We start from the raw sequence: 24,340 nt of genomic DNA, 5'->3' as shown, positions 1-24,340 counted from the left end.
GATAGGATTTACTAAACTTACAAATAATAAAAAGGCAACACGAGCATTCTACCTTGCTCATGTCGCCATTTATAACGATTTAAAAGTATTTTTTAGCGAATTGTTTTTAAAGCTGTTGCCCAAGGAATTACTTGGTCTAACATTTGGTTTACTGAATCTGCTTGTACTTCTTTTGGTTTAAAATCTGTACCATTTTCGAAGTCAGTGAATAATGATAGTGCTGGGTGTACACGTACGTCAGCCACTGATAATTCCCCTAATATTCCACGTAAGTGTTCTGCTGCACGAGCACCACCTACTGAACCGTAAGAAACGATACCAGCTGATTTGTTGTTCCATTCTTCGCGCAAGAAGTCCAACGCATTTTTAAGAGCGCCTGTTATGGAATGGTTGTATTCTTGTACGATGAATACGAAACCGTCTTGTGCGCCTACTGCTTGTGACCAAGCTGCGACGCCTGATGCGTCACCGCCTGTTTCACCTAATAATGGTAATTTGTAATCTGCGATATCAATGATTGTATAGTTTGCATCTCCGCGTTTGTCAGCCAATTCTTTTACCCAAGCACCTACTTGAGGGCTTACGCGTCCTTCACGAGTTGAACCTAAAATAATACCGATGTTTAATTGTGCCATTTGCTGTTCCTCCTGTCTTGTTCCATAAATAGTTATCTAGAAATCCTACTCTAAAACCTATCTTCATGAATTTCTTGACCACTGACAATTCTACTCTTTTTTTATTAATCTAATACAGACTAATTGTAAAAGGTTTTATAATTTACCAAATAGGTGTTAAATTTATTCTATTATTAGGTAGAACTTAATAAGTTCATTTCCCCTAACAAATCCGAATGTTAAAAGTAACAAATAGTGGTTACCTTTTTTCAACTCTACCATCTGCATGGCGTGCGAATCTTCCAGAATCGCGGTTATTTACAGGATCTTGACGGTCCCACGGCCAACCACCATATTGAGTATTTTGGCTGAATGCTTCGCGAATTTCCTGCTCAGTATTCATTACAAACGGTCCATAGGATACAACCGGTTCTCCAATCGGCTCCCCCTCCAGGAGTAGCATATAACTCTCAGATGATCCATTGGTAATCGTAATTTCCTGATCACCGGCAAGCCTTACACGGTGATCAGTTTCTATCGCAGTTTCTTCTATAATTAGTTGATCTCCCTGATAAAAGTATAAATTTCTCGTCATTGACTCTGAAACTGAGGGTAGGTTGAAGACTGCTTTCGGCTCCATATGAATGACGTAGATCCCCACATGGTGATTCTTATCCTTTGCCCAAGAAGCCCGGAACTGTTGTGCCATGATACATTCTAAAACCATCACGCAAAGTAAAATCCTCGCCAAGATTTCTGCCTTCCAATGAAACGTTTGGACCCTGCTGGTCATTACCTGAAGGATACGCGTCTTTAGTAAAGGCTCAAACAGCGCGAGGTCAACAGAGCAATTCGACTATGATAAGATGACAGTTGGTCAATGGCAAAATCTGTGGTACGGAATGAATGCATAAGAAGCGGAAAGAAAGTACGTGTACTTTTCTAACAAATCGTTCTTTGAAATTTAAAGAAACATAGCCAAAAATGACTCCGGGACACTACCGAAGTCATCCGATCGCCACTGCTTAAATTAAACAGTGGCCTTTTTTATTTTCATCTTGATTGACGCACAATATGATCCGCAAGTCTAATGGCCAAAGCAGTATTTGAAAGGACCGGACCGGCAGCCGTCAGTGTTGGAAGAACACTATTATCCGCTACATAAAGACCTCGCACTCCATGTATCTGCCCATTTCGGTTTGTTGCGGACGTATTCGGGTTATTCCCCATTCTGCAAGTACAAGATTCGTGCATATCCGAACCAGGCGGCCTCAATACCAATGTTGACTCATCAAGTGTTACCCCCATTGCATCTGCAGATTCCCTAATGCCTTGTTCAACTTGCTCGGCAACCTGAAGATCACGCTCGCTTAGCGAATATTGAACCTGTTGCAATGGAACTCCGTAGTCATCTGTTTGGGAAGGATCAATATATACTCTGTTTTCAGGTCTTGGCTGTACTCTTCCAAATGCAGCGTAAGCAACCACCAGTTCATTTTTCAGCTCTTTGTCTTCGAATTGCTGGTAAGACCAATATTGATCTGGCCCCAGAATCTGGATTTGATAAGGAGAATCCTCTGTCTCGAATTTCAGGATAGATAGATTGCCAAGCCTATCGGAGAATTGTTCTCGGCTTATTGTACCGATACTAATCATTGATACATGGCCTGTTAAATAGCGCCCGATATTCGGCCCTTGAATACCGGAGTTAAGGAGAATACGCGGCGTTTCTAAAGTACTTGCAGATATGACGATATTCTTTGCCTCAATAATGTGGACACTTTTATCTGCAGAATAGACTTCTACAGCACCCGCTCCGCCATTTTCAGTGAAAACACGCGATACATATGCATCTGTCGCAAGATCATATGGTCGATCAAATAATCCAGCGGCTAAAGCGTTGATGGAACTATACCAGGGATTGGAATGCACTTGCCCTTGATGAGAAGGAGTCATATCGAATGCAACAGGCATATCTCTTGCCTCAAGAATACCTTCCCCATGAAGCCTTTTTAACATGATGTCCTGCATCGACGAACCTTTCGCATAATCCATTGTCGTGTGCAGCAACTTTTCCGCCATTCCATAATAGACATCTAATTCACGCCGGTTGATTGGCCATCCACGCAATTCTGCTTCAATTGGCCTTGGCGTGGCGGCATTCCAAAACAATGATCTGCCGCCAAGGGCATATACCATTGTGGCACCTGGAAATTGGGGCAGTCGTTCACCGAGAGGCGTAGAATTAAATGGTAATAGTTCATCGCGTGAAGTATTGACGTTTTGAGTGGGTATGTTTTGGGCATGGGAATGAAATAACTTGTCGCCTCTTTCCAGGATACCAATTTTTTTGGCCCCTTGATTTTTCCATAGCTCACAAAGCCGATAAAGTACCGCTCCGCCGCCAGGTCCGCTTCCAACAATCAGAACATCATATTCAGTTTGTGCCATTTCCTCAACACTTTTTGTCGGAATCCAGTTGTTTTGGTATCGTATTACCAAATCCCATACCCACCTTTATCATTAGTTTAAAACAGTTAAGTGTATGGGAAATTCAGATAAAAAAGAACCCTTTCCTCTGAATTTGGAAACGGTTCCTACCTATTTATATGTATACTTTTTCACCCGGAGAAGCAAAGTGATCAGGAGTGCTTTGTTGAGTGGCGATACTGAAATTGCTTGATTTGATAAAAGAGAAAACATCCAATGCAAAAGCCTATAATTGCGATCAATGAGGCAAGTGCAACCAGGATTGTAAACGTATAACCTGCAACTGTCCAACCTGCAAGAAAACTTATTAGCCCGCCTGCCAAACAAAAACTTGCAATGCATGCGTTAAATTTTTGCTGTGTTATATCTTCAGGAACATACTTCTTTTCTTGTTTTATTAAAAACAGTCGCGCAATTTTCATGATGGGATTAAAGTTAAATAATATCCCCATTAGATTGGCAACAAGCGGGATTGCCAATATCCAAACTGTCCCTGTAATCCACGTAAATACAACCGAAAGCAAAGTGGTCCACTGGTTTGTTCTTACTAATGGACGCGGGATTGAAGGTACTTGTTCCATCGTAAAACCAACCTTTCTTATTAGTTTAATACATTTTAATACTATAAGTACTCTTTGTATAGTAAAATCTTCATCATTATTTATCAAAGTGATATATTTAAATAAGAAAGAAGGTGTATTCAATGCCTGCCCTAACCTATGATCAATCTAGATTTTTAAATTCATACGGCATTTTTACGGAAGATCCGGAACGTCCTTTGTTTACTTTGGAAAACCTGCACAAGGATTTTTATTTAAAGGATTTTCGAAATTTAATGATGGGCATCACGCAGGCAGCAACGGAAACGGCTGCAATTTCTCACTTCAGCAGACGTTACGGGATGTTTATTGCCTCGCAATTTTATATGCTCGCGATGTATGATGAAATTTGGGATGGAAAAAAAGAGGATGTGCGCTATAGCTTAATCAATGAATATGGCGTCAATACGCTCGGTACATTTATCACGCCCAATGACTACCGCTATGTAGAGGACCAGGAACGGGAATATGTTATTCGCAAAATTTTATATCAGTGCCATGAAGTGTTTCAGCAACTGCGAAAAACAACATCGATTTCCCCGCTCACTTTATGGGAAAACCTCTTTGGCTACATGCTGTGGAATTACTATGAACAGCTTGAAAACCCAATGCTTGCCGACCGCGCATTCGAAGATTTGGAAATACTGGAAGATACAAAAGTATGGCAATCTTTTTCAAATAAATCATGGTTTTATGAATATACAGGCGGAAAAAATCCCGCCCAGCTAGTGAATCAACCCTTAAGAAAAAGCTGCTGCTTTTCAAAAGACATTCCCGGCTTACAGCGTTGTACGTTTTGCCCAATAAAGTAAGACAAGGTTCAACCCCCTAAAAGAGGGGGTTGAAATTGGTACTCTCATTTTCTTCTAAATAATCCTCCAGGTTCTGAAAATCTGACATTATTTAAAGTCTTGATCATCAGTTCATAGAGATGCTGCCTTAAATCTTCTCTATTTCTTGGATGTGTTTGCAATAACGCGTGTTCAATAATTGGCGTCATCTTTTCCAACAACTCATTTTTCTCTTCGGTTTGAAATTGATATTTTGTATGATCGTTTTGCATACTGTACAACACCTGCCTCATTGTGCCTACTTGCTTTGATTCAAATCATCAGAAAGGGCATCAATAGATTCGCGTAATTTGTCTAATTTTCTTTCATAACGGACCAGCAGATACACCGCAATGGCTGCCGGAAAACCAACGTCCCCTAGTATTTGAACAAAATCAAGGCCCTCGATCACCGCTTCATCACCTCCCTTAATCGCTTCAGAGCGGTTCGATGCACTTTAGATACCGCTTGCTGAGTTAGCTTTAAGTTATTGGCAATTTCTTTTTCGCTTAATTCCCATAGGTAGATTTGCGAGAGAATGTTCTTCTGCTTAATCGTCAGCTTCGCAACTGCTTTAGATAGCTTGCGATCTTCGAAAATCTCTTCCAGATTTGAATCCAATACTCTTTCATAAATGTGGCAGCTTTTTTCGTCTACCAAGACGCCTTCCAATGTACTTCCATCTTCAATCGTTGCATGAAGGGATATATTTTTCTTTTCTTTTGCTCTTATTTTCGCGTCAAATTTCCTGGCTTCAAAGGCAATGACCTTCCTTAAATAAGATCTTGCAATCAGCTGTCTCTCAAACTTTTTGTATGCCTCATCCAATTTCATGGCATTTTCTTCATTCGGCATTAAACGGTAATTTAAGTAAAGCAGCTTATTTTTTTCACCTTCCAAAAACTTCTCAAACTTTTTGCTATTTAGTATTTTTTCATCCATATTCATAAAAACACCACTCTTCGTACGAATTTAGGGAACATATGTTCTGTTTTGGGTCAAAAAAAATATCTCTCTCTATATATAAAAGGTTTAATTACACCAAATTTTACAACCCTTAGGCAAATAATAAATCCCAAGTCCCACTTCCTCAAACTTTCAACATATATTACTACAATGAAAATAGTTGCATTGCAGTAATATAGAATGAAGTTTAAAACTTATTGTATCATACGGAGTTTTGTTCTCTAAATATGTAAACAATACTATACATCCTATTCTTGCTACCACCAATACAATGGATACTTCCGGCGCGGGTGCAAATTATTGATGATTAGACCAAATGCAACGATGACGATGGTTCCCATCAATACGGGCTCTACTAAAAAACTCCAGCTATAGGCATTTATCATAATAATGATCGTATCTCCGCAAGCAGGAGGATGGAAAGTTCTTGTCATAAGCATACAAAAAATTGTGATACATAGCGCCAGACTCATTGTTAAGGGACTTGAGCCAAATAATTGCAAGATTCCGACACTTATGAAGGAAGCGATCAGATGGCTGCCAATCACATTTCGTGGTTGTCCAACTGGTGCATTCCATGCAGTCATAACCAGCATGCTGCTTGCTCCAAATGAGGCGATAAACCATAAGGAATGAGTATATTCGGTTAATTGGACGATTGTTAACATACAGATAAACGCGCCAATCGAGGCAATTAATGCATCTGAAAGCGTAGAACGATTGTTGGTTTGCGGATAACCCCTTATTTTTTTGAAAAAAGCCCTTATTCTCTGGTTATAAGTTCTTAACTCTTGTTCTGTTGTCTGTGTTTTATAATTCAATGTCCTCGCCTCCTATTCTATACTTCCTTTTTATTCCCAATAACTATTTCACAAAAAAAGCTGCCTTAAACATCTATCGCGACGCTTAAGGCAGCTAAATCGTTCATACAATGATTAAGGGTGCATTTTGCTATACTCTACAACCCAATCATCCGCACTTTGCTTCATTGCGATTCCAACATAGCCTTCCTGTATTAGTCTTTGCTGTAACTCAATATCACCCATTGAAACCGTAATCGTATCCTGTTCAAACAATGGCTGTTGACGTAAATCCAGAGCAAAAACATAGCGTAACTTGCCGCCATAGGCATATTTTAAATTAACAATATAAAAACCTTGGGAAAACTTATCCTTTAGACTCGCAATATTGTATGGCATGACGGTGGCAGCCAGATAATCAAAGTCTTTCGTATCAATCTGTTGCATAATCACTTTAGCCAATGCTTTTTGCAAGCCATGTCCCCGATAATCTGGATGGACATTTGATATTTCTTGGTAAAGTACCCGTTTTAATTCCGATTCATCGACTAGCCCAATGGCATATCCTAAATGGTCATCATCAATTTCGGGAACCAATACCGCGCGAAACGCAATTAATTGTTCCTCAACAAATGCTCCTATTAACAGACCATGCTCTTCCAAGATAAATAGAAATTCTTCTTCTGATAAGGGCTGCAATATATCCTTATTGGACAATGCATCAAAAACAGTCTTTTGCAAGTCCAGTATTTGGGGCAAATGGCTTTGTTCAAGGACCTTCACATGATAAGGTTGTGTGCCCAATACGCCTTCATAAATTGATTCCATTCATTCACCTACTCTATACTGTCCGAGTACTGAGTAAGTTCTGTTAATACTGTTTCGTCTATACTCACACCTAAACCAGGACGTTCATTTAATTGAATATGCGGGATGATATAACTGTCTTTTAAATCCCCAATATCTTTCGAGAATTTAACAGGACCCGTCAACTCTACACTTTTAATTATTTTTTTCGAAAATGCCACATGGAAACCTGCAGCAGAACCGATGGAAGACTCCACCATCGAGCCGATTTGGCATTCAATTCCAGCCATTTCCGCCATTGTCGCAAGCTTCACGGCCGGATAGATTCCTCCGCACTTCATAAGCTTGATATTCACCTTATCAGCAGCGCGTTTTGCGATAATTTCCCGCATATTATTCATGTCGCGAATTCCTTCATCGATCATGAGTGGAACCGTTGATTTCGATTTAATCTCCACCATTGCATCGATATCATCTTGTGCGACAGGCTGCTCCAGCCAATCGATGCCCAGCTTCTCCAAGTGACGCAGGGCTTGCAAGGTATTCGCGCTATTGCCCCAGCCTTGGTTTACATCCACACGGATTGCAATGTCCTCTCCCACTCGTTCACGTACCGCTCGAATGCGTTTTACATCACCCATTACATCCCTGCCGACTTTCATCTTGAAAGAGGTATAGCCTTCTTTCACTTTTTCCTCCGCTTCGTTCGCCATTTTCTCTGGCTCCTCAATGCTTAGTACATGGGTTACAGGGAATTTCTCATGGTAGCGGCCGCCCAGTAGCTGATAAACAGGAACATTCAGTTTTTTCCCTGTCACATCAAAGCAGGCCATATCAATTGCTGCTTTGGCTGCCGGTGCTCTGTGGACGCTTTGATCCATTAGTTCATGAATTTTCTCAAATTCCATTGGGTTTTGTCCAATCATTAATGGCGCCAATGTATTCTTTAACATGGCATAAGCGGAATGGGGCGTTTCACCGGTAATATGTTCATCAGGGACGCTTTCCCCCCATCCTACCAACCCGCATTCCGTTGTCATTTTTACAATAATGGACTGAATGTTTGGGTAGGTTGCATAGCTGATAATGAAAGGTTGTATTAATGGTAAATTTACCGCAAATAGTTCGATTTTCTTGATTTTCATGACTGGTACTTCCTTTTATCTTTTAGTTTAAACTTGCTGCATTTCGTAAAGTGTTTGTTAGTACTTTTGCTCCTGCCATTAACGCGTCTTTATGGAACGTCATATGGGGATGATGGAGGCCCGGTGCCAAATCTGCGCCAACGCCGATCATTGCAGCCTTTAAGTGAGGGCGAAGTACTGTGTAGTGATGGAAATCATCACTGCCGGGTGTGGAAATTGGCTGTGCTAAATGTTCGATTCCCAATGCTTCGATAATGGATGTTTCTGCTATTTTCGCTGCTTCCTCAGAAACTTCTGCGCCTGGCGTTTTATCTACCCAATGCCATTTCACTTCCACGCCAAACATAGAACCAATTGCCTCAAAACCTTCATCAATACGAGTTTGAAGTTCTTCCAATACGGCGTTCTTCTGTGCTCGGACATCGATTGAAAATGTTGCGTTTCCAGGGATTATATTCACGCTTCCCCCATCTGCCACAATTTTCGTCAACTTGACACTATATACATCAAACGGATTAATATAAATATTTTTTAACATTTGCTGAATCGCAAAAACCACGTCAATTGCATTTTTCCCTTGATGAGGCCTTGCGCCATGCGCATCGATGCCATGAATGGACCCATTTAAAAAGAGTGCTGCTCCATGATGGATGGCAGGGGCTACTTTCCCTAATGGCAGTTCCTCGATTGGGCGAAGATGGACCCCGAATAAATAAGAAACATCATCGATTGCCCCTCTTTTCACCATTTCAATGGCACCGCCGCCCGTTTCCTCTGCCGGCTGGAAGATAAAGCGTATCCGTTTTTTTAATGGAGCATCTTTTAGCTGCAATAATGCACCCAATACCATTGAAATATTTGCATCATGTCCACAAGAGTGATTCGCGCGCATCACTCCATCTACTTCTTGCCATAACGCATCAATATCCGCCCTTACCGCAATCACTTCTTCACCTTGTCCTATTTCAGCAACAAGGCCGGTAATAGCGTCAAAAAATTTATATTTAACCTTCATTTCATCTAAAATAGATGCAATTTTTTTAGTTGTTTCGACTTCTTTCCAACTAACTTCCGGATGATCATGAAAATGATCAAACCATCCATAGATGACTTCTTCGTATGTCTTTACTTGGCCCATTTTTTTGCACCTCGAATTTTTCGTTTTCCCTTTTATCTATTATACATAACAAAAGATTATTTATTAACCGCTATCGCCTATAAAGTCAATTAATAGTATTGCATTTCCCTCAATGCAAAAAACGACAATCCCCTTCAGGATTTGCCGTTTCGCAAATTTATAAACTTGAAAAAAATCCAGGTGGATATTCATAAAAATTTTCAGGCTCTTCATACGCTGCTTCAATGTGATCTTGCTGATTATTAGCATCTAGCTCCTCATCCAACAAATACGTTTCAAACTTGGATAATAATAAATTAATCATTTTTTAAGCGCCCCTTAGTTTGAATTTTCAGATATCTTATATCATACACATCTCCTTTTGTGAAAACAACATGTTTTTGTAAAATATGCAAAAAATTAAGCTCATTGAAGGATGCCAGAAATTTCATTGTTCCAAAGAAAAAAGCCCCATCTAAGCTAGAGGGACTTGAGCAGACTACCTACTGCCAATCAGTCTATTTTTTATCCAAATAGAGATGAACTCCAAAATTAGTGCAATTGCTAAAGCAAAGTACGTAATCATCCCTACCTCATGTAAATCATAATAGAAGCTCGATGCCATAAATAATTCGAATCCGATCCCACCTGCCGCAGCAGCTGCTCCCATAGCAATCGCTACTCCGTAATTCGTTTCGAAGCGAAGGAATGTCCAAGAAACCATATAAGAAGAGGTTTGAGGCAAAACGACATGCACGATAATATGCCACCATTTCGCACCCGTTGCTCTTAATGCCTCAATCATGCCATTATCAATATCCTCAATTGATTCAGAATACGCTTTTGTTAAGTAAGCGATCGTATGCAACGTCATTCCTAAAACGGCAGCTACACTTCCTAAACCAGCAACAATTGCGAAAATCAATACCCATAAAACAGTAGGTACTGCTCGTATAAATGAGTTAAAAGCAATGATAATATTTGAGATATACGAAGGCATTAAATTTTTTGCACTTGCTATGCTTAAGAAAAATGAAATTACTGCACCAATCAATGTCGATAAAAACGCCAGGGATAAAGTAATCAAAATTTGATAGAGTGCAGCCCCCAAAGTAACTTGGTTTAAAGCTGGTTGTAAAAACATCATTTTTAAATTATCGAGCGTATAAAAAATAGCTGTTTGAATATCAATTGCACTATAGTCTAGAAAAAACGGTGCAATAATTGTAAACAACAAGATAAAACTTAATGTTAATTGAAGTACAAAAGTCGATCTATTAAAAGTTCTGATTTTAATTTTTCCGTGCCGCACCTTTAATCGTTGCACGGATGAAGCTGCTTCCATTATAAAATGAGCCTCCTTACTTTATTGGAGATAAATTCAATGGCAATCACCACAACAATTATACAAATGGTAATCAAACCAACCGTTTCATAATCCAGCCGTTTATAATGTATATCAAATAAATAGCCGATTCCTGTTCCTGTCAATAATCCCACGAGTGTAGCACTTCTTATATTGGTATCAATCATGAAAAATAACCAGCTGACCATTTGCGGCAAACTTTCAGGAATAACACCACGAAAGACCATCTGGAAGTATGTAGCGCCAGTCGCATTTAATGCTTCAACCGATTCTATGCTTGCTTCATCGATTGTTTCAATAAAAGCACGAACCAGAAATCCGAATGTTGTAAAGAACAGTGCGAAATAGCCTGTCACAACGTTATGTCCAAAAGAGATTACAAGTACTAATGCCCATGCCACAACCGGAATATTCCGAAACACGGATGCAATAAAACGTGACATAATAGCCATTGGTTGATTAACTTTTGTTGTCTTGGAACCTAATAAGGCAAAGAACAGCGCAGCAATAGCTGCTGTTGTTGTAGATAAAACGGATAAAACGATGGTTTCCCATAGTTTAGCGAGTACCTTTGGAAGGTTCTCCATGCTTTCTGCTCCAGGAATTAAATTCGTTGCCATCCATACAATTGTTCCTGGTATTGAAGCAATCCCTTGCGCAAAACTAAACTCTGTAAGCATTGAGGTACCCACAGTAATCAGTAACATAATGAGTAATACAAGCGTCATTTGAATTTTCTTTTTCTTAACAACATCAAGATTACCGTTCAATACTTGCACCACCTTATTCCAAAATCAAATCTTCTATTTCTGAGCCATAGATATCACGGATTGCCATATTAGAAAGGTTTTCAGGAATACCTTCATAAACAATGCTTCCTTTATTCAAACCAATTATTCGGTCGGAATATTTCAATGCAACATCCACTTGATGAAGATTTACTAATACTGTAATTCCCATCGTTTCACTGATATCCTTTAAATGATCCATGATTACTTTGGAAGAATTCGGATCGAGAGATGCAATCGGTTCATCACAAAGCAGCAGTTTCGGCTGTTGCACCAATGCTCGTGCAATTCCAACACGTTGCTTTTGCCCACCGCTTAATTGGTCACATCTTTTATATGCAAACTCTTTCATGCCAAGCTTATCTAATATCTCGAGGGCTAGTTTCTTTTCTTCTTCCGTGAATAAGCTTAATACCCCTTGTAAAGTAGATTTATAGCCAAAGCGACCATGCAATACATTCTCAAAAACACTTAAACGGGACACTAAATTATAATGTTGAAATACCATCCCGATTTTTGCACGCTGCGATCTTAAATCGGCCTTATTTAAAGTCGTCATTTCTACTCCATCAAATAAAATACTGCCGGATGTTGGATCGATCATTCGATTGATACAGCGTAAAAGTGTGGATTTACCTGCGCCCGATGGACCGATTATGGAAACAAACTCTCCTTGTTTTAAAGCCATTTGAACATTTTGAAGAACTAGGGTATTGCGATTATAGCTCTTATATAAATTTTCAACTTTAAGAAGTGTTTCGCCCTGTTGACCTTTGTTTTCAGAAGTCTTGTACTCTGTCATGTCTTTTCTTTCCATTGTCAAAACTTGCGGCATTTTTGCAACTCCTCTAAATTTTTTCACACTATTTCCTTTAAGACTTTACTTCACTCGCGAAACAGCTATTTTAAAAAAGAGAACTTATACGTATTTTATAAGCTCTCTTTTTCGTTTACCTTATTTTGAAAGTTCACGAATTGGATTGAACCAATCATCTTCTACACTTACGAATCTTTCATTGCCGCCTTCAGATTTTTCAAATAATCCAGCAGCATCTGAACCTTCCGGAACGAAGATTTCTTCATTGTTTGCTGTTTCATCTGAAGTCATCGCTTCTTCCAACGCTGTGATTTCCTCTGGAGAAAGTACAGATTCATTCACTACGAATGGTGCATTTAATACTGGTGTCACAGAGATTAATACGAATTCTTTTCCTGTTAAGTTGTTGAATGGAGCAGCTGCATCATCTTTTACTCGGTATACAGCACCTGGTGTGTTTGCTTCCCCTTCTGCCAATTCTACATAGTTCGCAACACAAGTATCACAGAATGCTGATACATCTGAGCGTTCCATTAACATATTTACAGCTGAACCCTGGTGGGAATCGCCAAATAATACTTCCGGGAATAAAGCATTTGATTCTGCTAGATCCTCTGCAGTTAAATCTTTATATTCATCTTGATCACCAAAGTGGCTAATGATGGCTTCTGATGGAACTTTATATCCTGATGTTGATGAAGCTGATACGAATGAAAAACGTTTTCCAGCGATTTTATCAATATCAAATTCACCATTTGTTTTATATTCTTCAGCCTTTTCTTTAGGTACTGCCAACCAACTGTAATATACCGCATCCTCCAATGTACCTGATTCACCAGATGAAACAACTAAAGGCTGTACATCTGCACTTTTTTCATTAGCTTCGATATAACCTTGAGCTCCCATAAATGCTAAGTGAGCATTTCCATTTGCAATGGTTTCGATCGCAATGGCATAATCTGTTGTTAATTTATGTTCAACTTCGCGTCCAGTAGCTTCCGTGATTAATGCGCCTATAGTGTCGCGGGATGCTTTTAATTCATTGCCTGATTCATTTGGATACCATACAACTACCAACGGCTCATCGTTTTGTGTTCCTTTACCTGCTGCATTTGCATCTTTTGTCCCTGAAGTTTCAGAGTTACATCCAACTAAGGCTAGTACTGATAAAATGCTCATGAAAATAATAGCAACTAATTTTTTCATCATCCTAATCTCCCTTTTTATGTACTATTTTTCTATAGATTTATCCTACTAAATTATTAAATCACAACTTTCTGACGAAAAAAGCAATCTTAAAAACACTTAACAATGATTAACATCTATTTAATAAACGGTATATTGTATATATTTTCCAAAACATATTTTTTACCATTAGAACTCGCACCATACCTGCCATGGTCATCTGAACCGCCTGTTTGAAACAAATTATACTCACTGGAAATTTTTTTAATTCTATCTGCATCTTCTTGGGAGTGGTCAGGGTGAATCACTTCGATGCCACTTAAGCCAAAGGTTACCAACTCTTTTGCAAGATCAAACGAGTCAAGCTGGCCAGGATGCGCTAAAACCGCATACCCACCATCGGCACAAATGGCGCGAACTGCATCAAAGGCATCTATATATTCGATATCTCCTGAGGCTATTCCCTCTCCTTTAAATAAGGAACGGTATAACTTTTGATAACTCTCAGACGTAAAATCTGCCTCTGTAAGAGCATTCATAATATGTTGCTTATACAGAATTTCTCCCTCTTTTACGTAGCTCATTGCACGCTCTTTTGATAGTGCAAAACCTGAATCTTGAATTTTCTTTAATTGCCAAAGAGAATGTTGATGTCTTCTTTGCAAAAGAGGGTCACACAAAGCTTTGATATGTGTATCATTAGTAAAATCATAGCCAAGAATATGAACTTTTCGGTTTCTTGCAAAATCAAAGGCTGAAATCTCAATGCCGGGTATAAATTGGACGCCATACTGTTCAGCTAATTGAAGGGCAGGTTCAATATGTGCTGTTGTATCATGATCCACCACACTAATATGGGTTAATTTTCTCTCCAATGCTTTTTGGAATAACACATCAAGCGAATCCGCACCATCTGAATAAGTGCTATGCATATGAAGATCGGCTTTCAACTGTTCACCACCCCTTTTTGCATTGTAAATACTTCATCACATAAGCCTTCCATAAACTCCAAATCATGAAAAATCCCAATTAAGGTCGTTCCTTGAAGTTTTAGTTTTTCGATTGCTTCACGTACTTTCAGCTTAGAAGCATCGTCAAGGCTCGCTGTCGGTTCATCCAAAAGCAATAAACGGGGCTTTTTTACAACCGCTCTTGCAATATTCAGCCGTAACTTTTCACCGCCCGAAAAATAGTTCGGATAGTTATTCCAGAGTGATTCATCTATATCAAAATCGCTTAATGTTTCCTTTGCTTCTGTAATGGCTTCTTCAGGACTTTTTCCTGTTTCCAAGGCGGATTGCTCTACTAATTCAAAGGCGCTGGTTCTTGGCATCACAGATAAAAACTGCGAGACATAGCCAATTTCATATTTTCGCAAGTGAATGATCTCTTGATCAGTTGCTTCTGCTAGATTGATATTGCCAAAGCTTTCAGATTCATAATAAATGGCGCCTGATTGTGGTCGATAAGTGCCATAGATACTTTTGAGAATCGTGGATTTACCGCTCCCGCTTTTACCGACAATGCCTAAAAATTGCCCCTTTTCTACTGAAAATGAGATACCTTGAATAGCTCTTAAGGTTTTATCTAAATGGTGGATTGTAAAATGCTTTTGTAAATTCTCTACTTGAATCATTGACCTAACCCCTTCGTTACCGATAATTTGTTTGCAGTATGACTTTGCCATCAACCATCGTTGTTGTAATCATTGGGAAGCCGTCATCCATTTGTTCAATAATTAGTAAATCCGCTTTTTTATTTTCTTTAATGGATCCAATCAAATGGCCCATATTCACAGCTCTGGCTGGATTGATGGTTACTAATTGGAATAGATAATGTAAACTTTCATCAAATTTTTTGTTCATTTCAAAAATGCCATGCAGCATTGCAGGCGGATAGTAATCACTGCAAATAATATCGATTACTCTTGCTTGTATGGCTTCGGCCGCACTTAAGTTCCCTGTATGAGAACCCCCAATCAAAATATTTGGAGCCCCTGCTATTGTTTTCAAGCCAAGCTTTTTCGCGGCCTTTGCAACATCCAATGTAATCGGGAATTCACTGATAGTTGTACCGTAGGATTTCACGAGCTCTAGTTTTTCAATTTCATCATCATCGTGGGAAGCAACGGCAATATTTTTTTCGATTGCAAGCTTTGAAATTTCTTCAATTTGATCTAATGTGATTTTTTCTTTTTCAATTTGACTTGCAATTAATGTATCCGCTTCAAGATCGGTCATATCTTTATAACCACGCATAATCTGTTTATAGATTTCAAAATTGCGATATTGTCCCTGTCCTGGTGTATGGTCCATAAATGACAACAGATGTACTTTATCATCTTGAATATTCTCGATTAGGGTAGGCAATTGATTTACGCAATCAATTTCAAAGCGAGCATGCAAACGATGGCGAATTAAATGCCGAGAATTATGGGAGTCATTAATCGCATTGACACATTTTTGGACATTTTCAGGATTACGAATAGCTTTGTGGGAATATTTATCGTCTCCATAATAAGAAAGAGAATGAAAAATGGTCGTAATCCCATGGGTCATTAAAATCCGTTCGCTTTCCCTTAAACCAAGATGCATATCCATCATCGAATTTGGGCGCGGCGATACAATTGTTTCAATATAATCAGAATGAATATCCACAAAACCCGGAGAAATATAACCACCATTCGCATTGATTATTATTGCATCGATATATTGTTCTACTTCATCTTCATGAATTATTTTAACAATCGTATCCCCTTCTACGACGATTGCGTGATTACTTAACATTTCTTCTTCCGTTACGATCGTTCCATTCGTTAATATGAACATAACTTGCCTCCTATAGTAATGAGTACACGAGTTGTTGCGTATAAGGGTGATTAGGATCTTCCAAAATTTGATCCGTTAGCCCCTCTTCAATGATTTGTCCATTTAACATAACAACTGTCCGATCTGCCAGCATGCGTATTACGGCTAAATCATGAGATACAACAATCATGGAAATCTGCATCTCTCGTTGAATGGTTTTAATTAAATCCAGTACTGCCGCTTGAACGGATAAATCCAACCCGGTTGTCACTTCATCCAGTAAAAGGATAGGAGGATTGCTCGAGAGGGCTTTTGCTATTTGCACTCGTTGCTGCATACCACCGGAAAAATTTTTAGGAGGCTCTTTACTGCGGTCAACAGGAATATTTACTTTATCCAACAGTTCATAACTTCGGCTTACCATGTTATCTACATTTCGATTACCGGCAGCGATTTGTTTTTCTGCGATATTGCTAATCGATGAAAAATCCATTTTCAGTCCAAGCATTGGATTTTGATAAACCATTCCAAGAAGGGTATTCCGAATCCATCTTAGTTGCTGGCCAGATTGGGAAAATATATTTTCTTTGCCTTCATGATAATCAATTAAATAGCCTTCTCCTGATGTCACTTCTTCATCAAAGTAGAGACTTTTCATAAGAGTCGACTTGCCGCTGCCACTCTCGCCAACAATGCCTAAAATTTCTCCTCGATGAAGATCGAATGAAATGTCTTTGCAGGCATACACCGTTTTGCACACAGGACAGAAATTACGCTCCAGCTGTGCGCCATCATTTTGGCAATGCAGACACCCCTTGCCATATTGCTTCGATAAATTCTTAATCTGTAGAATTGGTTTATCGAACATTAACTGTCCCTCTCTTTTCTAAATATTCCTGCATGAAGCTCGTATCATTGCATACATAATACGTTTCACCCGTCACTTCATCGGTCATCTCATCTAAGAAGACATTGGTTAACCCTGTTACTTTACATGCCTTCCCTTCAAACTTCTCGATTTCAAATGGATAATCATCAAATGCTAACGACTCCACTTTTGTATAGGGAGGCACAGCGTAAATTTTTTTCTCACGACCAGCCCCAAACAGAATCAATGCATCACTGTCATTGATTTTCGGATTGTCAAAGCGTGGAATCGGACTTGGATTCATCACATAGCGCTCATGGACCAGTACTGGATAATCTGCCCCTTGAGTTGTTTGGTTATAGCGCATAATCTGTTCGAATAGCCACAGCCATGCCCCGCTATACTCTTTTTCTGCATGCAGCTGTTTTGTTTTAAATTCACTTCTTTCAACACGACGAAGCGGCTCCGGCTCTGGTACTTGCAAAACCAAAATTTGATCGCTGCGTAATGGAACCTCCGGGATACGGTGCCGAGACTGAATTAACGTGGCTTCACTAGTATGAATAGTTGTTTGAACACCTGTTGTATTTTGTACAAGCTTCTTTATATTCACTGCGTTAACAGATTCGTCGGAGCCCTGATCAATCACTTTCAGCACATCTTCTTTCCCAACTAAAGCCAGGGTAATTTGCAGTCCACCCGTTCCCCATCCACGGCCAATGGGCATTTCTCTTGAGGCAAAAGGGACTTGGTAGCCAGGAATGGCAACTCCTTTTAAAATCGCTCTTCGAATTTCCTTTTTGGATTGCTCATCTAAAAATGCGAACGGAAATTTATTCATTTGGCACACCTTCCCTTTTGATTTTTCGTACTTGCTCAAGTTTAGATTGGAAAGTGACGTAATGCGGTAATTTTAAATGTGAGATAAACCCAGTGGATTCAACTGTATCGACTTGAAGGAGAACAAACTCTTCATCATGGATTGGTGTGTTTTCCGGATTTTCCAAGGCATGGTCCAAGATAGACATCGCAATTGCTTTCGTTTCGTTTTGTCCAAAACAAGCACCATACCCGATATCAAACTCCAATACTTCTTTGCCATTTTCACTTACATTAACAGGAATAAATGATTCTACTTCCGTTAATTTAATTGAACCGATATAGTATTCATCTTCATCATCATCTAAAGCAATATGAATTGGTTGATAGCCTACTCGCACTTCTCCCACATTTGGATGCGATGAGCCATAACCGCGCAACCCTGCATAACCAAGAGAATTAATTGCACCCGTTTGACCACGAGTTAAAATTTGAAGACGTTCACTTCTGCTGCTTGGAAAAGTTAAGCTCTCCTTTGTCACATCATCCGGTTCCTCATCATTTAAAGGAAATTCATTGATGAGTCCTTCATTTCTCAAATAATCCATCACTTTTGGTAAATGATCTAAAGGTAAGGAGCTTTTTTCAGGCACTTCCATTTGTTCAAACTCGGATTTTTTCGCTAAGACATCTGCTTCTGTTTCCTCCATGAGTGAAAAATCCAGTAAGCGATGGAGATAATCATGGGATGCACCTAAAATTTGCCCTCCCGGAATATCTTTGAAACTCGCTGATATTCGGCGTTGAACAAACATCTCTCGAGCATCTGTTACTGTTGAATAGTAAAGCCTTGGCAACGTTGAGCGGTGCGCACGCAGTAAAAAGACTGCTTCTTCAACATTTCCTTCACTTTGCTTCATTGCCAATGCTGCAAGATTCTCACTATAAAGACTGCTTTCAGACATTACTTGATCTAAGAAGCCCCGCATTGTTGCCTTAAGTGCCTGAACATCGATAAACTTCCCGTCCTTTAAACGCTCATAGGATAAATGCTGCAGAGAAGCTTCAATGGCTTCTTGACCGCCCGTAACTGCTACATAGCCCATCTTTACTTCACCTCCATCACTTTTGTCGTTCTTGGCAACCCCAGTATCAGTCCATCCCGATCAATGAATAGCGTGTCTATTCCTAATGGATATTCACCATTTAATAGTGCTCGAGTTTCGATAAATTCTTTCGATAAATTGGAATGAATGACCGTCTTATCTTTAATGCCAGGTCCGCTTAATTCAAATGCTGTTCCTTCTGTTAAACTATCCACCTCAATAAATAAAGTAGCTGATTTTTGTGGATCCCTTAAATCGCCGGTTTTCACCGACTTTAACTGAATCAATGCTTCATTCGAAACCATTTGGGGGATTACAATAAAGTCCGCCTCTTCCAATTTTGTTTCATGACTGCCTGTATAAGCATGAATCGATTGGCTGACTTGTTGGTTCTGCAACACGGCAAATGTCACTTCACTATCTAAAAGGGTTTGGCATACTAGTAGGGTTTGGGAATATAAAGGTGGCACTTCTGTTGAACTTTTTTCCAATGGAATCGTTTTTCCCGGAAATGTCATAGCCTCTAATATTTTTCGGAATGAGCCTTGTGTTAGATGTTCATCCATTTGGTTTCCTCCTAAATCTTCATCGTCTCAAAATTCACTTTTGTCCGTTCAACAGAGCATTTCATCTGTTCTTGCTTTTGGTGGTATTTCACTTCTAGTTCTTCTAGCTCTTTATCTAAAATTGCCGCTTCGGGTAAGTTTTCTTTATAAACCGCATCAATAATTGCCAATGCACGGGACAAGTCTTCATCTTCTTCAATGACAATACCGATTCCAAAGCTAGCTTGAATTTTCACTTTTGTTTCTGTAATTAACACTTCGCCTATGTAAAATAATGATTGCTTTGCAGATTCCCGTATTTTAATCATAGTAAGTCCAAGTTTAGGTGGCTGTATTTCTTCCACTTGATAGGTGTTCAATATTTGTTTTGCAAATTGAATCGCTTCATGTCTTCCTATTTCGATTAATAGTTTAGTTCGTAAATTACGTTTCATGATTCGCACCCCTTCCATTTGCAAATGTATCTTGTCGCCAAGCAGAACACCATTAAGCCACTGTAAAGACTTTGTAAAAAGCAAAATGAATACTAAAAAAAGAATGACTCTTTTTACAGAGCCATCCTTGTTCAAGACTTTTCATTTTTTAATTGGAACGAGAAGCGGTCGCTTCGATATAAAATTTCAGTATATTCTAATTGGATATTGTGATCCTTATCCCAATTGTCGGATTCCACTAAAATAAGCGGAACGAGGTTTTCACAGTGAAGCATCATACGTTCATACTTACCTGGAAATATCGTTGAAAGTCTGGTGAATTTACTTTCAAAGTTTTCGATACCATGGTTTTTATAAAATTGATAGATCGAGGTTAACTGACTACGTTCTTTTTTGATTTCCGGGAAAAGTTCCCCATTTACATAAGACCGGTGTAATGCAGCAGGTTCATCATCAATATAACGAAGCCTTTCGATAATATAAACAACTTTACTACCTTCAAATTCGATTTGCCGGGAATCATGATCGGTTAATACAACTTGCTCAAGTCTTGTTAAAACAGATTTATAGTTATCGGTTTGCTGCTTCATTTTTTCACTAAAGCTAACGTCCCCTGTCAACACAATGTTCAATAGCTTTCGTTTCGGTAAAATAAAATGTCCAATTCCTTGCTTAGACTCGATCATACCCATTTCTTCTAAATTGATGATCACGTCACGAATGCGTTTCCTAGGGACATTAAATTTTGCAGCTAATTTATTTTCACTCGGCAGTTTTCCGTTTTCTCCGCCGTTAAAACTTTGTATCTTTTCGATTAAATAATCGCGAACTTCAATATTCTCCATATTTCCACCTCAAAAAAGCTACTTATTAGTATGTTATTGTGCATGCTGGTGAATAATCTACTCTATTGCTTAACTTGCATTTAATTTCCGCCGATTATGTATTCTTATAAAATTAGTGAAAGGCTCATTATGGTTGAAAATATAAATCCATTCCCCGCTAATTGAGTTAAGTTGTTTGATATTGCCATCAATTAAGAATTGGTCTTTGACGACCTTTTTATCTCCACAGAAAAAGTACAGGAGTTAAATAAGAGATGTCCGTATAGCATTTGAAAGCACTTTGCTACACTTAGTTTAAGTCTAAAAAAGCGTTGGCCGAAAAACAATTAAAAATAAATCTATTTACAGAAAAATAACTAACTTTACATTTAAGGAAACAATACGGCAATCGAGTGGAGAGTAGCCATTAGTTTATCAGTCAACTTCCTTCAGATTCCACGTCACCATCCATGGACCAAATATTTAGTGGATTTTCACCGCCAAGTTTGCTCATCCGGCCCACTAAAAGAAGCTGTCATTGAAAGTTTGCACTCAAGACAGCTTCTAACATTACTATGGGATTATTTGCTTTTTACCAATAAGGAATCTTGGTCGCTTCCTATAAATAAATTCCTGATTTCCTGCCAGTTGTGAACGCGTTTAAACTCGTCGCAATGCAGATTATAAGGCTGGGAATATAGAATTCCTTCTCCGGTAAAGGATCGAAGCTGCTTAATGTTATCATCGATTAAGTAATCTGCTTTTACTACTTTCTTATCCCCGCAATAGATAAAGTACTGAGGATCCAGAAATGGGAAATGTTCCATCAGCCATTCATACTTCGCAGTAAAGCTTCCAGGTACATCCATTGCTGCAGTCGCTATATAAATTTCATAATGCTCATTCAATTCCTTCAAAACAGGCACTGCATACGGATCTTCCAATTCAAAGTCACGGAAGAAATCAGGTTCATTTATCATTAAAAAGAATTCCTTTGCCAGTTCGGGATATTGCGCTTCCAGCTTCATGACATTGAATTCCTCTCTCGGAATGGAAATATTATAACGCTCTTTAAATGCCTTCGATGCCTTCCCAAGAAAATCCGCCAAAACTTGATCCATGTCTACCGCAATACTTTTCATGGTTACCTCCATTAGAATAATTTAGTTTAAGTCTAAAAAACCATGGCGCGAAAAACAATTGCATAAATCATCAATTAACAGAAACTTAAATAAGTTTACACAAAAGCGCTCTTTATGTATGGCCAAAAAAAGCTGTGAGGAAACCGAGAATCCAGCTTCTCTCCACAGCCATTTTATCATTATTGGGATGAAATTACACCACAGGCGATACGTGCTCCAGAGTTTCCTGCTGGATCTGTTTTATAATCATCCACTTTTTCATGAATAACGAGTGAACTGCCATCTGCATCCATGATGGAATTTTCCATACCAGGTTCCAATGTTATGTTTTTCGCTACAAACTCTACTTGAACAGAACCATCTGTTTCCGGCGAGATGTTTGGCAAATCGCCAAGGTGCGGTCCTTTTGGATTATTCGTTCCATGTTGCTTGTGCAATGGATTGAAGTGGGCACCAGCTGATTCAAATGTTGGCGGTTCACATTTCCCCACTTCATGGATATGAATGCCGTGCTCCCCTTCCGGTATATTTGTTAATCCCAATGAAATCAGGACACCGTCAGAACCTTCCGTGAACTCCGCATGGCCAATCTCTTCGCCTTTTGCATCAATTACTTTCGCCGATGCTTGTAAACTTTCAGGCGCGTTTACCGGAACGAGTTTTTCTTCATTGGACATGCCAAATAATCCACATCCACTTAATAGTAACGCTGTACTCATTAAAAATATTAAAGTTTTCCACATATTTTATCCCTCCTCGATGGCAGTATCGCCATCAGGAAAAGGGAATATTCCGTTACTAGCCAAATTAAACAATCCCTTTAAGGAATTAACATAAACATTTATCTCTGGCAGGCAAGTACTCAATTAAGAAGAATGACTATTCCATTTTTGGCTTTTAGCATATCTTATAAATTAAAACCGTCTTGTTTTTATTATTTGTAAATAATTTATAAATATTTGTTAAATGATTATTTTCGGCAACTATTGGGGAATGAATATATATATGATAAACAGAAAAGCAGCTTTAAGTTGCTTACAAAAAATTTGAGGAGTGATTTTTATCGGTATCCATAAATTTTTCACAAGTTTAAATGATTTAGAACGTATTTTCCGTGCCCCAGGTCGTTTTAAATTTGAAGAACATAATGTTGCTGCTCACTCATGGAAAGTATCCCAATATGCAATGTTTTTTGCCACACTTGAGGAAATGAATGGCGCTACTGTAAACTGGAAGTCCCTTTATGAGAAAACCATCAATCATGACTTTGCGGAAGTATTTATTGGGGACATCAAGACACCAGTAAAACATGCCAGCGTGGAGCTAAAACAAATGTTGGCACACGTAGAAGAAAAAATGATGGAAAAATTCATACGGGAAGAAATACCTCCCGATTTCCAGGATGTGTTCATGGATCGCATGAAAGAAGGCAAGGACGAAACCCTGGAAGGACGGCTCTTGGAGTTTGCAGATAAGCTCGATCAATTTTATGAGTCCTTTGCAGAGTTGAAACGCGGGAATACAGATAAAGAATTCGTCATCATGTATCAGCAGGCACTTAAAAAGTTATTAAAAATGCCGCTTGAAAAAAGTGTTCGCTACTTCCGCAATGAAATTCTGAATGATGTCATTCATGAAGAAACCCAAATTAACATCGCAGCATTGACGAACGAAGTGTTGAGTAAAGATGAATAAAAGTCAAAAGTTTTCCATATATGGAAGGCTTTTTATTTTGCCTAAAATTCCAATTAATCCCCCTTTAACTTTCCTCAAAAGAAAGCGAGCCGCAATTATCCAGTGAGTTTGTATGATAAAAAGTTGATGTTTTTATTTAGACGTCATACTTGCATAACGATTTTCAATCGTTTAATATAACATTAAAGCTGCGTTGTCCGTACACATATTAAGTTTTAACCTTTGATCTGTAAAAGGGAGTTTTATATCAAGGATGGAATGGCGAGCGTCACACTGCGGTGAATGACGATATACAGGAAATCTTTTGCGAACACCCACTTTGAGGAGTGGTGGTTTAAAACTTTCTATAATAACTACGGCAAGGCGGCTTTGCCATACATAATGTATCGCAAGGCTTTTTTGTTGAAGAGGGTGATTCCAGATTATTGGAATCACCCTTTTTATTGCGTCTTTTTACTCTCCTACCACTTAATAGCTAATACAACGCAAAAAAAGTCTGTCTTGAAAGTTTGATTTCAAGACAGACTCTTCATTATGACCCGTACGGGATTCGAA

At 38.9% G+C, this 24,340-nt stretch carries 29 protein-coding genes and 1 other RNA gene; 3 read left to right on the top strand and 27 right to left on the bottom strand.

Annotation, left to right across the window (positions count from 1 at the left end):
* Nucleotides 1-92 precede the first annotated feature (92 nt).
* The 4 genes from D1B33_RS11855 to D1B33_RS11840 form a co-directional block, all read right to left on the bottom strand.
* Nucleotides 93-635 carry an NADPH-dependent FMN reductase gene (locus tag D1B33_RS11855; RefSeq protein WP_118876612.1) on the bottom strand — a complete coding sequence of 181 codons (543 nt, stop codon included), beginning with the start codon at nucleotides 633-635 and terminating at the stop codon, nucleotides 93-95.
* A gap of 238 nt (nucleotides 636-873) precedes the next feature.
* Nucleotides 874-1,209, bottom strand: a complete 336-nt coding sequence (locus D1B33_RS11850; RefSeq protein ID WP_233549465.1) for a pirin-like C-terminal cupin domain-containing protein — start codon at nucleotides 1,207-1,209, stop codon at nucleotides 874-876.
* Between the two features lie 458 nt (nucleotides 1,210-1,667).
* Nucleotides 1,668-3,116 carry a GMC oxidoreductase gene (locus D1B33_RS11845; protein WP_233549464.1) on the bottom strand — a complete coding sequence of 483 codons (1,449 nt, stop codon included), beginning with the start codon at nucleotides 3,114-3,116 and terminating at the stop codon, nucleotides 1,668-1,670.
* 140 nt (nucleotides 3,117-3,256) lie between these two features.
* Nucleotides 3,257-3,685: a DUF4395 domain-containing protein gene (locus D1B33_RS11840; protein WP_118876611.1), complete on the bottom strand. Its 429-nt coding sequence runs from the start codon at nucleotides 3,683-3,685 to the stop codon at nucleotides 3,257-3,259.
* Between the two features lie 122 nt (nucleotides 3,686-3,807).
* Here D1B33_RS11840 and D1B33_RS11835 point away from each other — a divergent pair, with 122 nt between their 5' ends.
* The gene (locus tag D1B33_RS11835; protein ID WP_118876610.1) at nucleotides 3,808-4,515 is read left to right on the top strand and encodes a Fe-S oxidoreductase; all 708 of its coding nucleotides are present in this window, start codon (nucleotides 3,808-3,810) and stop codon (nucleotides 4,513-4,515) included.
* 44 nt (nucleotides 4,516-4,559) lie between these two features.
* Here D1B33_RS11835 and D1B33_RS11830 read toward each other — a convergent pair whose 3' ends face one another.
* The 23 genes from D1B33_RS11830 to D1B33_RS11725 all read right to left on the bottom strand — a co-directional run bounded on the left by D1B33_RS11830 (nucleotide 4,560) and on the right by D1B33_RS11725 (nucleotide 22,833).
* Nucleotides 4,560-4,766 (bottom strand): hypothetical protein, encoded by a 207-nt coding sequence (locus D1B33_RS11830; RefSeq protein WP_118876609.1) that lies wholly within the window; start codon nucleotides 4,764-4,766, stop codon nucleotides 4,560-4,562.
* Between the two features lie 26 nt (nucleotides 4,767-4,792).
* Complete coding sequence (locus tag D1B33_RS11825; RefSeq protein WP_118876608.1) at nucleotides 4,793-4,945, bottom strand: YvrJ family protein; 153 nt, start codon at nucleotides 4,943-4,945, stop codon at nucleotides 4,793-4,795.
* Nucleotides 4,942-5,481 (bottom strand): sigma-70 family RNA polymerase sigma factor, encoded by a 540-nt coding sequence (locus tag D1B33_RS11820; protein WP_118876607.1) that lies wholly within the window; start codon nucleotides 5,479-5,481, stop codon nucleotides 4,942-4,944. Before D1B33_RS11820 ends, D1B33_RS11825 begins: the two co-directional genes overlap by 4 nt.
* Nucleotides 5,482-5,756: 275 nt before the next feature.
* Complete coding sequence (locus D1B33_RS11815) at nucleotides 5,757-6,320, bottom strand: HPP family protein (RefSeq protein ID WP_118876606.1); 564 nt, start codon at nucleotides 6,318-6,320, stop codon at nucleotides 5,757-5,759.
* 114 nt (nucleotides 6,321-6,434) lie between these two features.
* A complete protein-coding gene (locus D1B33_RS11810; protein ID WP_118876605.1) occupies nucleotides 6,435-7,127 on the bottom strand; it encodes a GNAT family N-acetyltransferase family protein in 693 nt (230 codons plus the stop codon).
* An 8-nt stretch (nucleotides 7,128-7,135) separates the two neighbouring features.
* A complete protein-coding gene (locus D1B33_RS11805; RefSeq protein ID WP_118876604.1) occupies nucleotides 7,136-8,251 on the bottom strand; it encodes a mandelate racemase/muconate lactonizing enzyme family protein in 1,116 nt (371 codons plus the stop codon).
* Nucleotides 8,252-8,273: 22 nt separating this feature from the next.
* Nucleotides 8,274-9,389, bottom strand: a complete 1,116-nt coding sequence (locus tag D1B33_RS11800) for an amidohydrolase (RefSeq protein ID WP_118876603.1) — start codon at nucleotides 9,387-9,389, stop codon at nucleotides 8,274-8,276.
* Nucleotides 9,390-9,546: 157 nt separating this feature from the next.
* Entirely contained in the window at nucleotides 9,547-9,693 is a 147-nt protein-coding gene (locus tag D1B33_RS18580) for a hypothetical protein (protein ID WP_199677406.1), read from the bottom strand.
* Between the two features lie 174 nt (nucleotides 9,694-9,867).
* The gene (locus tag D1B33_RS11795) at nucleotides 9,868-10,713 is read right to left on the bottom strand and encodes a PhnE/PtxC family ABC transporter permease (protein WP_118876602.1); all 846 of its coding nucleotides are present in this window, start codon (nucleotides 10,711-10,713) and stop codon (nucleotides 9,868-9,870) included.
* Nucleotides 10,713-11,504, bottom strand: a complete 792-nt coding sequence (locus tag D1B33_RS11790; RefSeq protein ID WP_407656726.1) for an ABC transporter permease subunit — start codon at nucleotides 11,502-11,504, stop codon at nucleotides 10,713-10,715. The genes D1B33_RS11795 and D1B33_RS11790 overlap by 1 nt, the downstream gene beginning before the upstream one ends.
* Nucleotides 11,505-11,517: 13 nt before the next feature.
* Nucleotides 11,518-12,324: a phosphonate ABC transporter ATP-binding protein gene (phnC, locus tag D1B33_RS11785; RefSeq protein ID WP_118876739.1), complete on the bottom strand. Its 807-nt coding sequence runs from the start codon at nucleotides 12,322-12,324 to the stop codon at nucleotides 11,518-11,520.
* A 153-nt stretch (nucleotides 12,325-12,477) separates the two neighbouring features.
* Entirely contained in the window at nucleotides 12,478-13,545 is a 1,068-nt protein-coding gene (locus D1B33_RS11780; protein ID WP_118876601.1) for a PhnD/SsuA/transferrin family substrate-binding protein, read from the bottom strand.
* A 116-nt stretch (nucleotides 13,546-13,661) separates the two neighbouring features.
* A complete protein-coding gene (locus D1B33_RS11775) occupies nucleotides 13,662-14,474 on the bottom strand; it encodes a PHP domain-containing protein (protein WP_118876600.1) in 813 nt (270 codons plus the stop codon).
* Nucleotides 14,471-15,160, bottom strand: a complete 690-nt coding sequence (locus D1B33_RS11770; protein ID WP_118876599.1) for a phosphonate C-P lyase system protein PhnL — start codon at nucleotides 15,158-15,160, stop codon at nucleotides 14,471-14,473. The genes D1B33_RS11775 and D1B33_RS11770 overlap by 4 nt, the downstream gene beginning before the upstream one ends.
* A 16-nt stretch (nucleotides 15,161-15,176) precedes the next feature.
* On the bottom strand, nucleotides 15,177-16,352 hold the full coding sequence (gene phnM / locus D1B33_RS11765; RefSeq protein ID WP_118876598.1) for a phosphonate metabolism protein PhnM: 1,176 nt from the start codon (nucleotides 16,350-16,352) through the stop codon (nucleotides 15,177-15,179).
* Between the two features lie 10 nt (nucleotides 16,353-16,362).
* The gene (locus D1B33_RS11760; protein WP_118876597.1) at nucleotides 16,363-17,199 is read right to left on the bottom strand and encodes an ATP-binding cassette domain-containing protein; all 837 of its coding nucleotides are present in this window, start codon (nucleotides 17,197-17,199) and stop codon (nucleotides 16,363-16,365) included.
* Nucleotides 17,189-18,040 (bottom strand): alpha-D-ribose 1-methylphosphonate 5-phosphate C-P-lyase PhnJ, encoded by an 852-nt coding sequence (locus D1B33_RS11755; protein ID WP_118876596.1) that lies wholly within the window; start codon nucleotides 18,038-18,040, stop codon nucleotides 17,189-17,191. The genes D1B33_RS11760 and D1B33_RS11755 overlap by 11 nt, the downstream gene beginning before the upstream one ends.
* The gene (locus tag D1B33_RS11750; protein ID WP_118876595.1) at nucleotides 18,033-19,124 is read right to left on the bottom strand and encodes a carbon-phosphorus lyase complex subunit PhnI; all 1,092 of its coding nucleotides are present in this window, start codon (nucleotides 19,122-19,124) and stop codon (nucleotides 18,033-18,035) included. Before D1B33_RS11750 ends, D1B33_RS11755 begins: the two co-directional genes overlap by 8 nt.
* Nucleotides 19,125-19,126: 2 nt before the next feature.
* On the bottom strand, nucleotides 19,127-19,690 hold the full coding sequence (phnH, locus tag D1B33_RS11745) for a phosphonate C-P lyase system protein PhnH (protein WP_118876594.1): 564 nt from the start codon (nucleotides 19,688-19,690) through the stop codon (nucleotides 19,127-19,129).
* Between the two features lie 11 nt (nucleotides 19,691-19,701).
* Entirely contained in the window at nucleotides 19,702-20,124 is a 423-nt protein-coding gene (gene phnG, locus D1B33_RS11740; protein WP_118876738.1) for a phosphonate C-P lyase system protein PhnG, read from the bottom strand.
* Nucleotides 20,125-20,255: 131 nt separating this feature from the next.
* A complete protein-coding gene (locus tag D1B33_RS11735; protein WP_118876593.1) occupies nucleotides 20,256-20,969 on the bottom strand; it encodes a GntR family transcriptional regulator in 714 nt (237 codons plus the stop codon).
* A 560-nt stretch (nucleotides 20,970-21,529) separates the two neighbouring features.
* Nucleotides 21,530-22,102 carry a 5' nucleotidase, NT5C type gene (locus tag D1B33_RS11730; RefSeq protein ID WP_199677404.1) on the bottom strand — a complete coding sequence of 191 codons (573 nt, stop codon included), beginning with the start codon at nucleotides 22,100-22,102 and terminating at the stop codon, nucleotides 21,530-21,532.
* Between the two features lie 167 nt (nucleotides 22,103-22,269).
* Complete coding sequence (locus D1B33_RS11725) at nucleotides 22,270-22,833, bottom strand: superoxide dismutase family protein (protein WP_118876591.1); 564 nt, start codon at nucleotides 22,831-22,833, stop codon at nucleotides 22,270-22,272.
* Nucleotides 22,834-23,143: 310 nt separating this feature from the next.
* Here D1B33_RS11725 and D1B33_RS11720 point away from each other — a divergent pair, with 310 nt between their 5' ends.
* Together D1B33_RS11720 and ssrS are read left to right on the top strand one after the other, a co-directional pair.
* Nucleotides 23,144-23,785 carry a YfbR-like 5'-deoxynucleotidase gene (locus D1B33_RS11720; protein ID WP_199677403.1) on the top strand — a complete coding sequence of 214 codons (642 nt, stop codon included), beginning with the start codon at nucleotides 23,144-23,146 and terminating at the stop codon, nucleotides 23,783-23,785.
* A 182-nt stretch (nucleotides 23,786-23,967) separates the two neighbouring features.
* A non-coding RNA gene (gene ssrS / locus D1B33_RS11715) (6S RNA) lies at nucleotides 23,968-24,159 on the top strand.
* The last annotated feature ends 181 nt before the right edge of the window (nucleotides 24,160-24,340 follow it).

This window comes from Ureibacillus yapensis, assembly GCF_003515775.1.
GTDB classification, from domain to species: Bacteria; Bacillota; Bacilli; order Bacillales_A; family Planococcaceae; genus Ureibacillus; species Ureibacillus yapensis.
The sequence above is the reverse complement of the archived record's forward strand: the minus strand, read 5'-3'. Positions and strand labels throughout refer to the sequence as shown.

Excerpts from the sequence above, each read along its gene's own strand:
- D1B33_RS11730 (WP_199677404.1), bottom strand. The coding sequence starts at position 22,102 with ATGGAGGTAACCATGAAAAGTATTGCGGTAGACATGGATCAAGTTTTG.
- D1B33_RS11800 (WP_118876603.1), bottom strand. The coding sequence starts at position 9,389 with ATGGGCCAAGTAAAGACATACGAAGAAGTCATCTATGGATGGTTTGAT.
- D1B33_RS11735 (WP_118876593.1), bottom strand. The coding sequence starts at position 20,969 with ATGGAGAATATTGAAGTTCGCGATTATTTAATCGAAAAGATACAAAGT.
- D1B33_RS11725 (WP_118876591.1), bottom strand. The coding sequence starts at position 22,833 with ATGTGGAAAACTTTAATATTTTTAATGAGTACAGCGTTACTATTAAGT.
- D1B33_RS11795 (WP_118876602.1), bottom strand. The coding sequence starts at position 10,713 with ATGGAAGCAGCTTCATCCGTGCAACGATTAAAGGTGCGGCACGGAAAA.
- phnC (WP_118876739.1), bottom strand. The coding sequence starts at position 12,324 with ATGACAGAGTACAAGACTTCTGAAAACAAAGGTCAACAGGGCGAAACA.
- D1B33_RS11820 (WP_118876607.1), bottom strand. The coding sequence starts at position 5,481 with ATGAATATGGATGAAAAAATACTAAATAGCAAAAAGTTTGAGAAGTTT.
- D1B33_RS11760 (WP_118876597.1), bottom strand. The coding sequence starts at position 17,199 with ATGTTCGATAAACCAATTCTACAGATTAAGAATTTATCGAAGCAATAT.
- phnM (WP_118876598.1), bottom strand. The coding sequence starts at position 16,352 with ATGTTCATATTAACGAATGGAACGATCGTAACGGAAGAAGAAATGTTA.
- D1B33_RS11780 (WP_118876601.1), bottom strand. The coding sequence starts at position 13,545 with ATGAAAAAATTAGTTGCTATTATTTTCATGAGCATTTTATCAGTACTA.
- D1B33_RS11755 (WP_118876596.1), bottom strand. The coding sequence starts at position 18,040 with ATGAATAAATTTCCGTTCGCATTTTTAGATGAGCAATCCAAAAAGGAA.
- phnH (WP_118876594.1), bottom strand. The coding sequence starts at position 19,690 with ATGGATGAACATCTAACACAAGGCTCATTCCGAAAAATATTAGAGGCT.
- D1B33_RS18580 (WP_199677406.1), bottom strand. The coding sequence starts at position 9,693 with ATGATTAATTTATTATTATCCAAGTTTGAAACGTATTTGTTGGATGAG.
- D1B33_RS11855 (WP_118876612.1), bottom strand. The coding sequence starts at position 635 with ATGGCACAATTAAACATCGGTATTATTTTAGGTTCAACTCGTGAAGGA.
- D1B33_RS11850 (WP_233549465.1), bottom strand. The coding sequence starts at position 1,209 with ATGACGAGAAATTTATACTTTTATCAGGGAGATCAACTAATTATAGAA.
- D1B33_RS11770 (WP_118876599.1), bottom strand. The coding sequence starts at position 15,160 with ATGATTCAAGTAGAGAATTTACAAAAGCATTTTACAATCCACCATTTA.
- D1B33_RS11750 (WP_118876595.1), bottom strand. The coding sequence starts at position 19,124 with ATGGGCTATGTAGCAGTTACGGGCGGTCAAGAAGCCATTGAAGCTTCT.
- D1B33_RS11830 (WP_118876609.1), bottom strand. The coding sequence starts at position 4,766 with ATGCAAAACGATCATACAAAATATCAATTTCAAACCGAAGAGAAAAAT.
- D1B33_RS11835 (WP_118876610.1), top strand. The coding sequence starts at position 3,808 with ATGCCTGCCCTAACCTATGATCAATCTAGATTTTTAAATTCATACGGC.
- phnG (WP_118876738.1), bottom strand. The coding sequence starts at position 20,124 with ATGAAACGTAATTTACGAACTAAACTATTAATCGAAATAGGAAGACAT.
- D1B33_RS11840 (WP_118876611.1), bottom strand. The coding sequence starts at position 3,685 with ATGGAACAAGTACCTTCAATCCCGCGTCCATTAGTAAGAACAAACCAG.
- D1B33_RS11810 (WP_118876605.1), bottom strand. The coding sequence starts at position 7,127 with ATGGAATCAATTTATGAAGGCGTATTGGGCACACAACCTTATCATGTG.
- D1B33_RS11805 (WP_118876604.1), bottom strand. The coding sequence starts at position 8,251 with ATGAAAATCAAGAAAATCGAACTATTTGCGGTAAATTTACCATTAATA.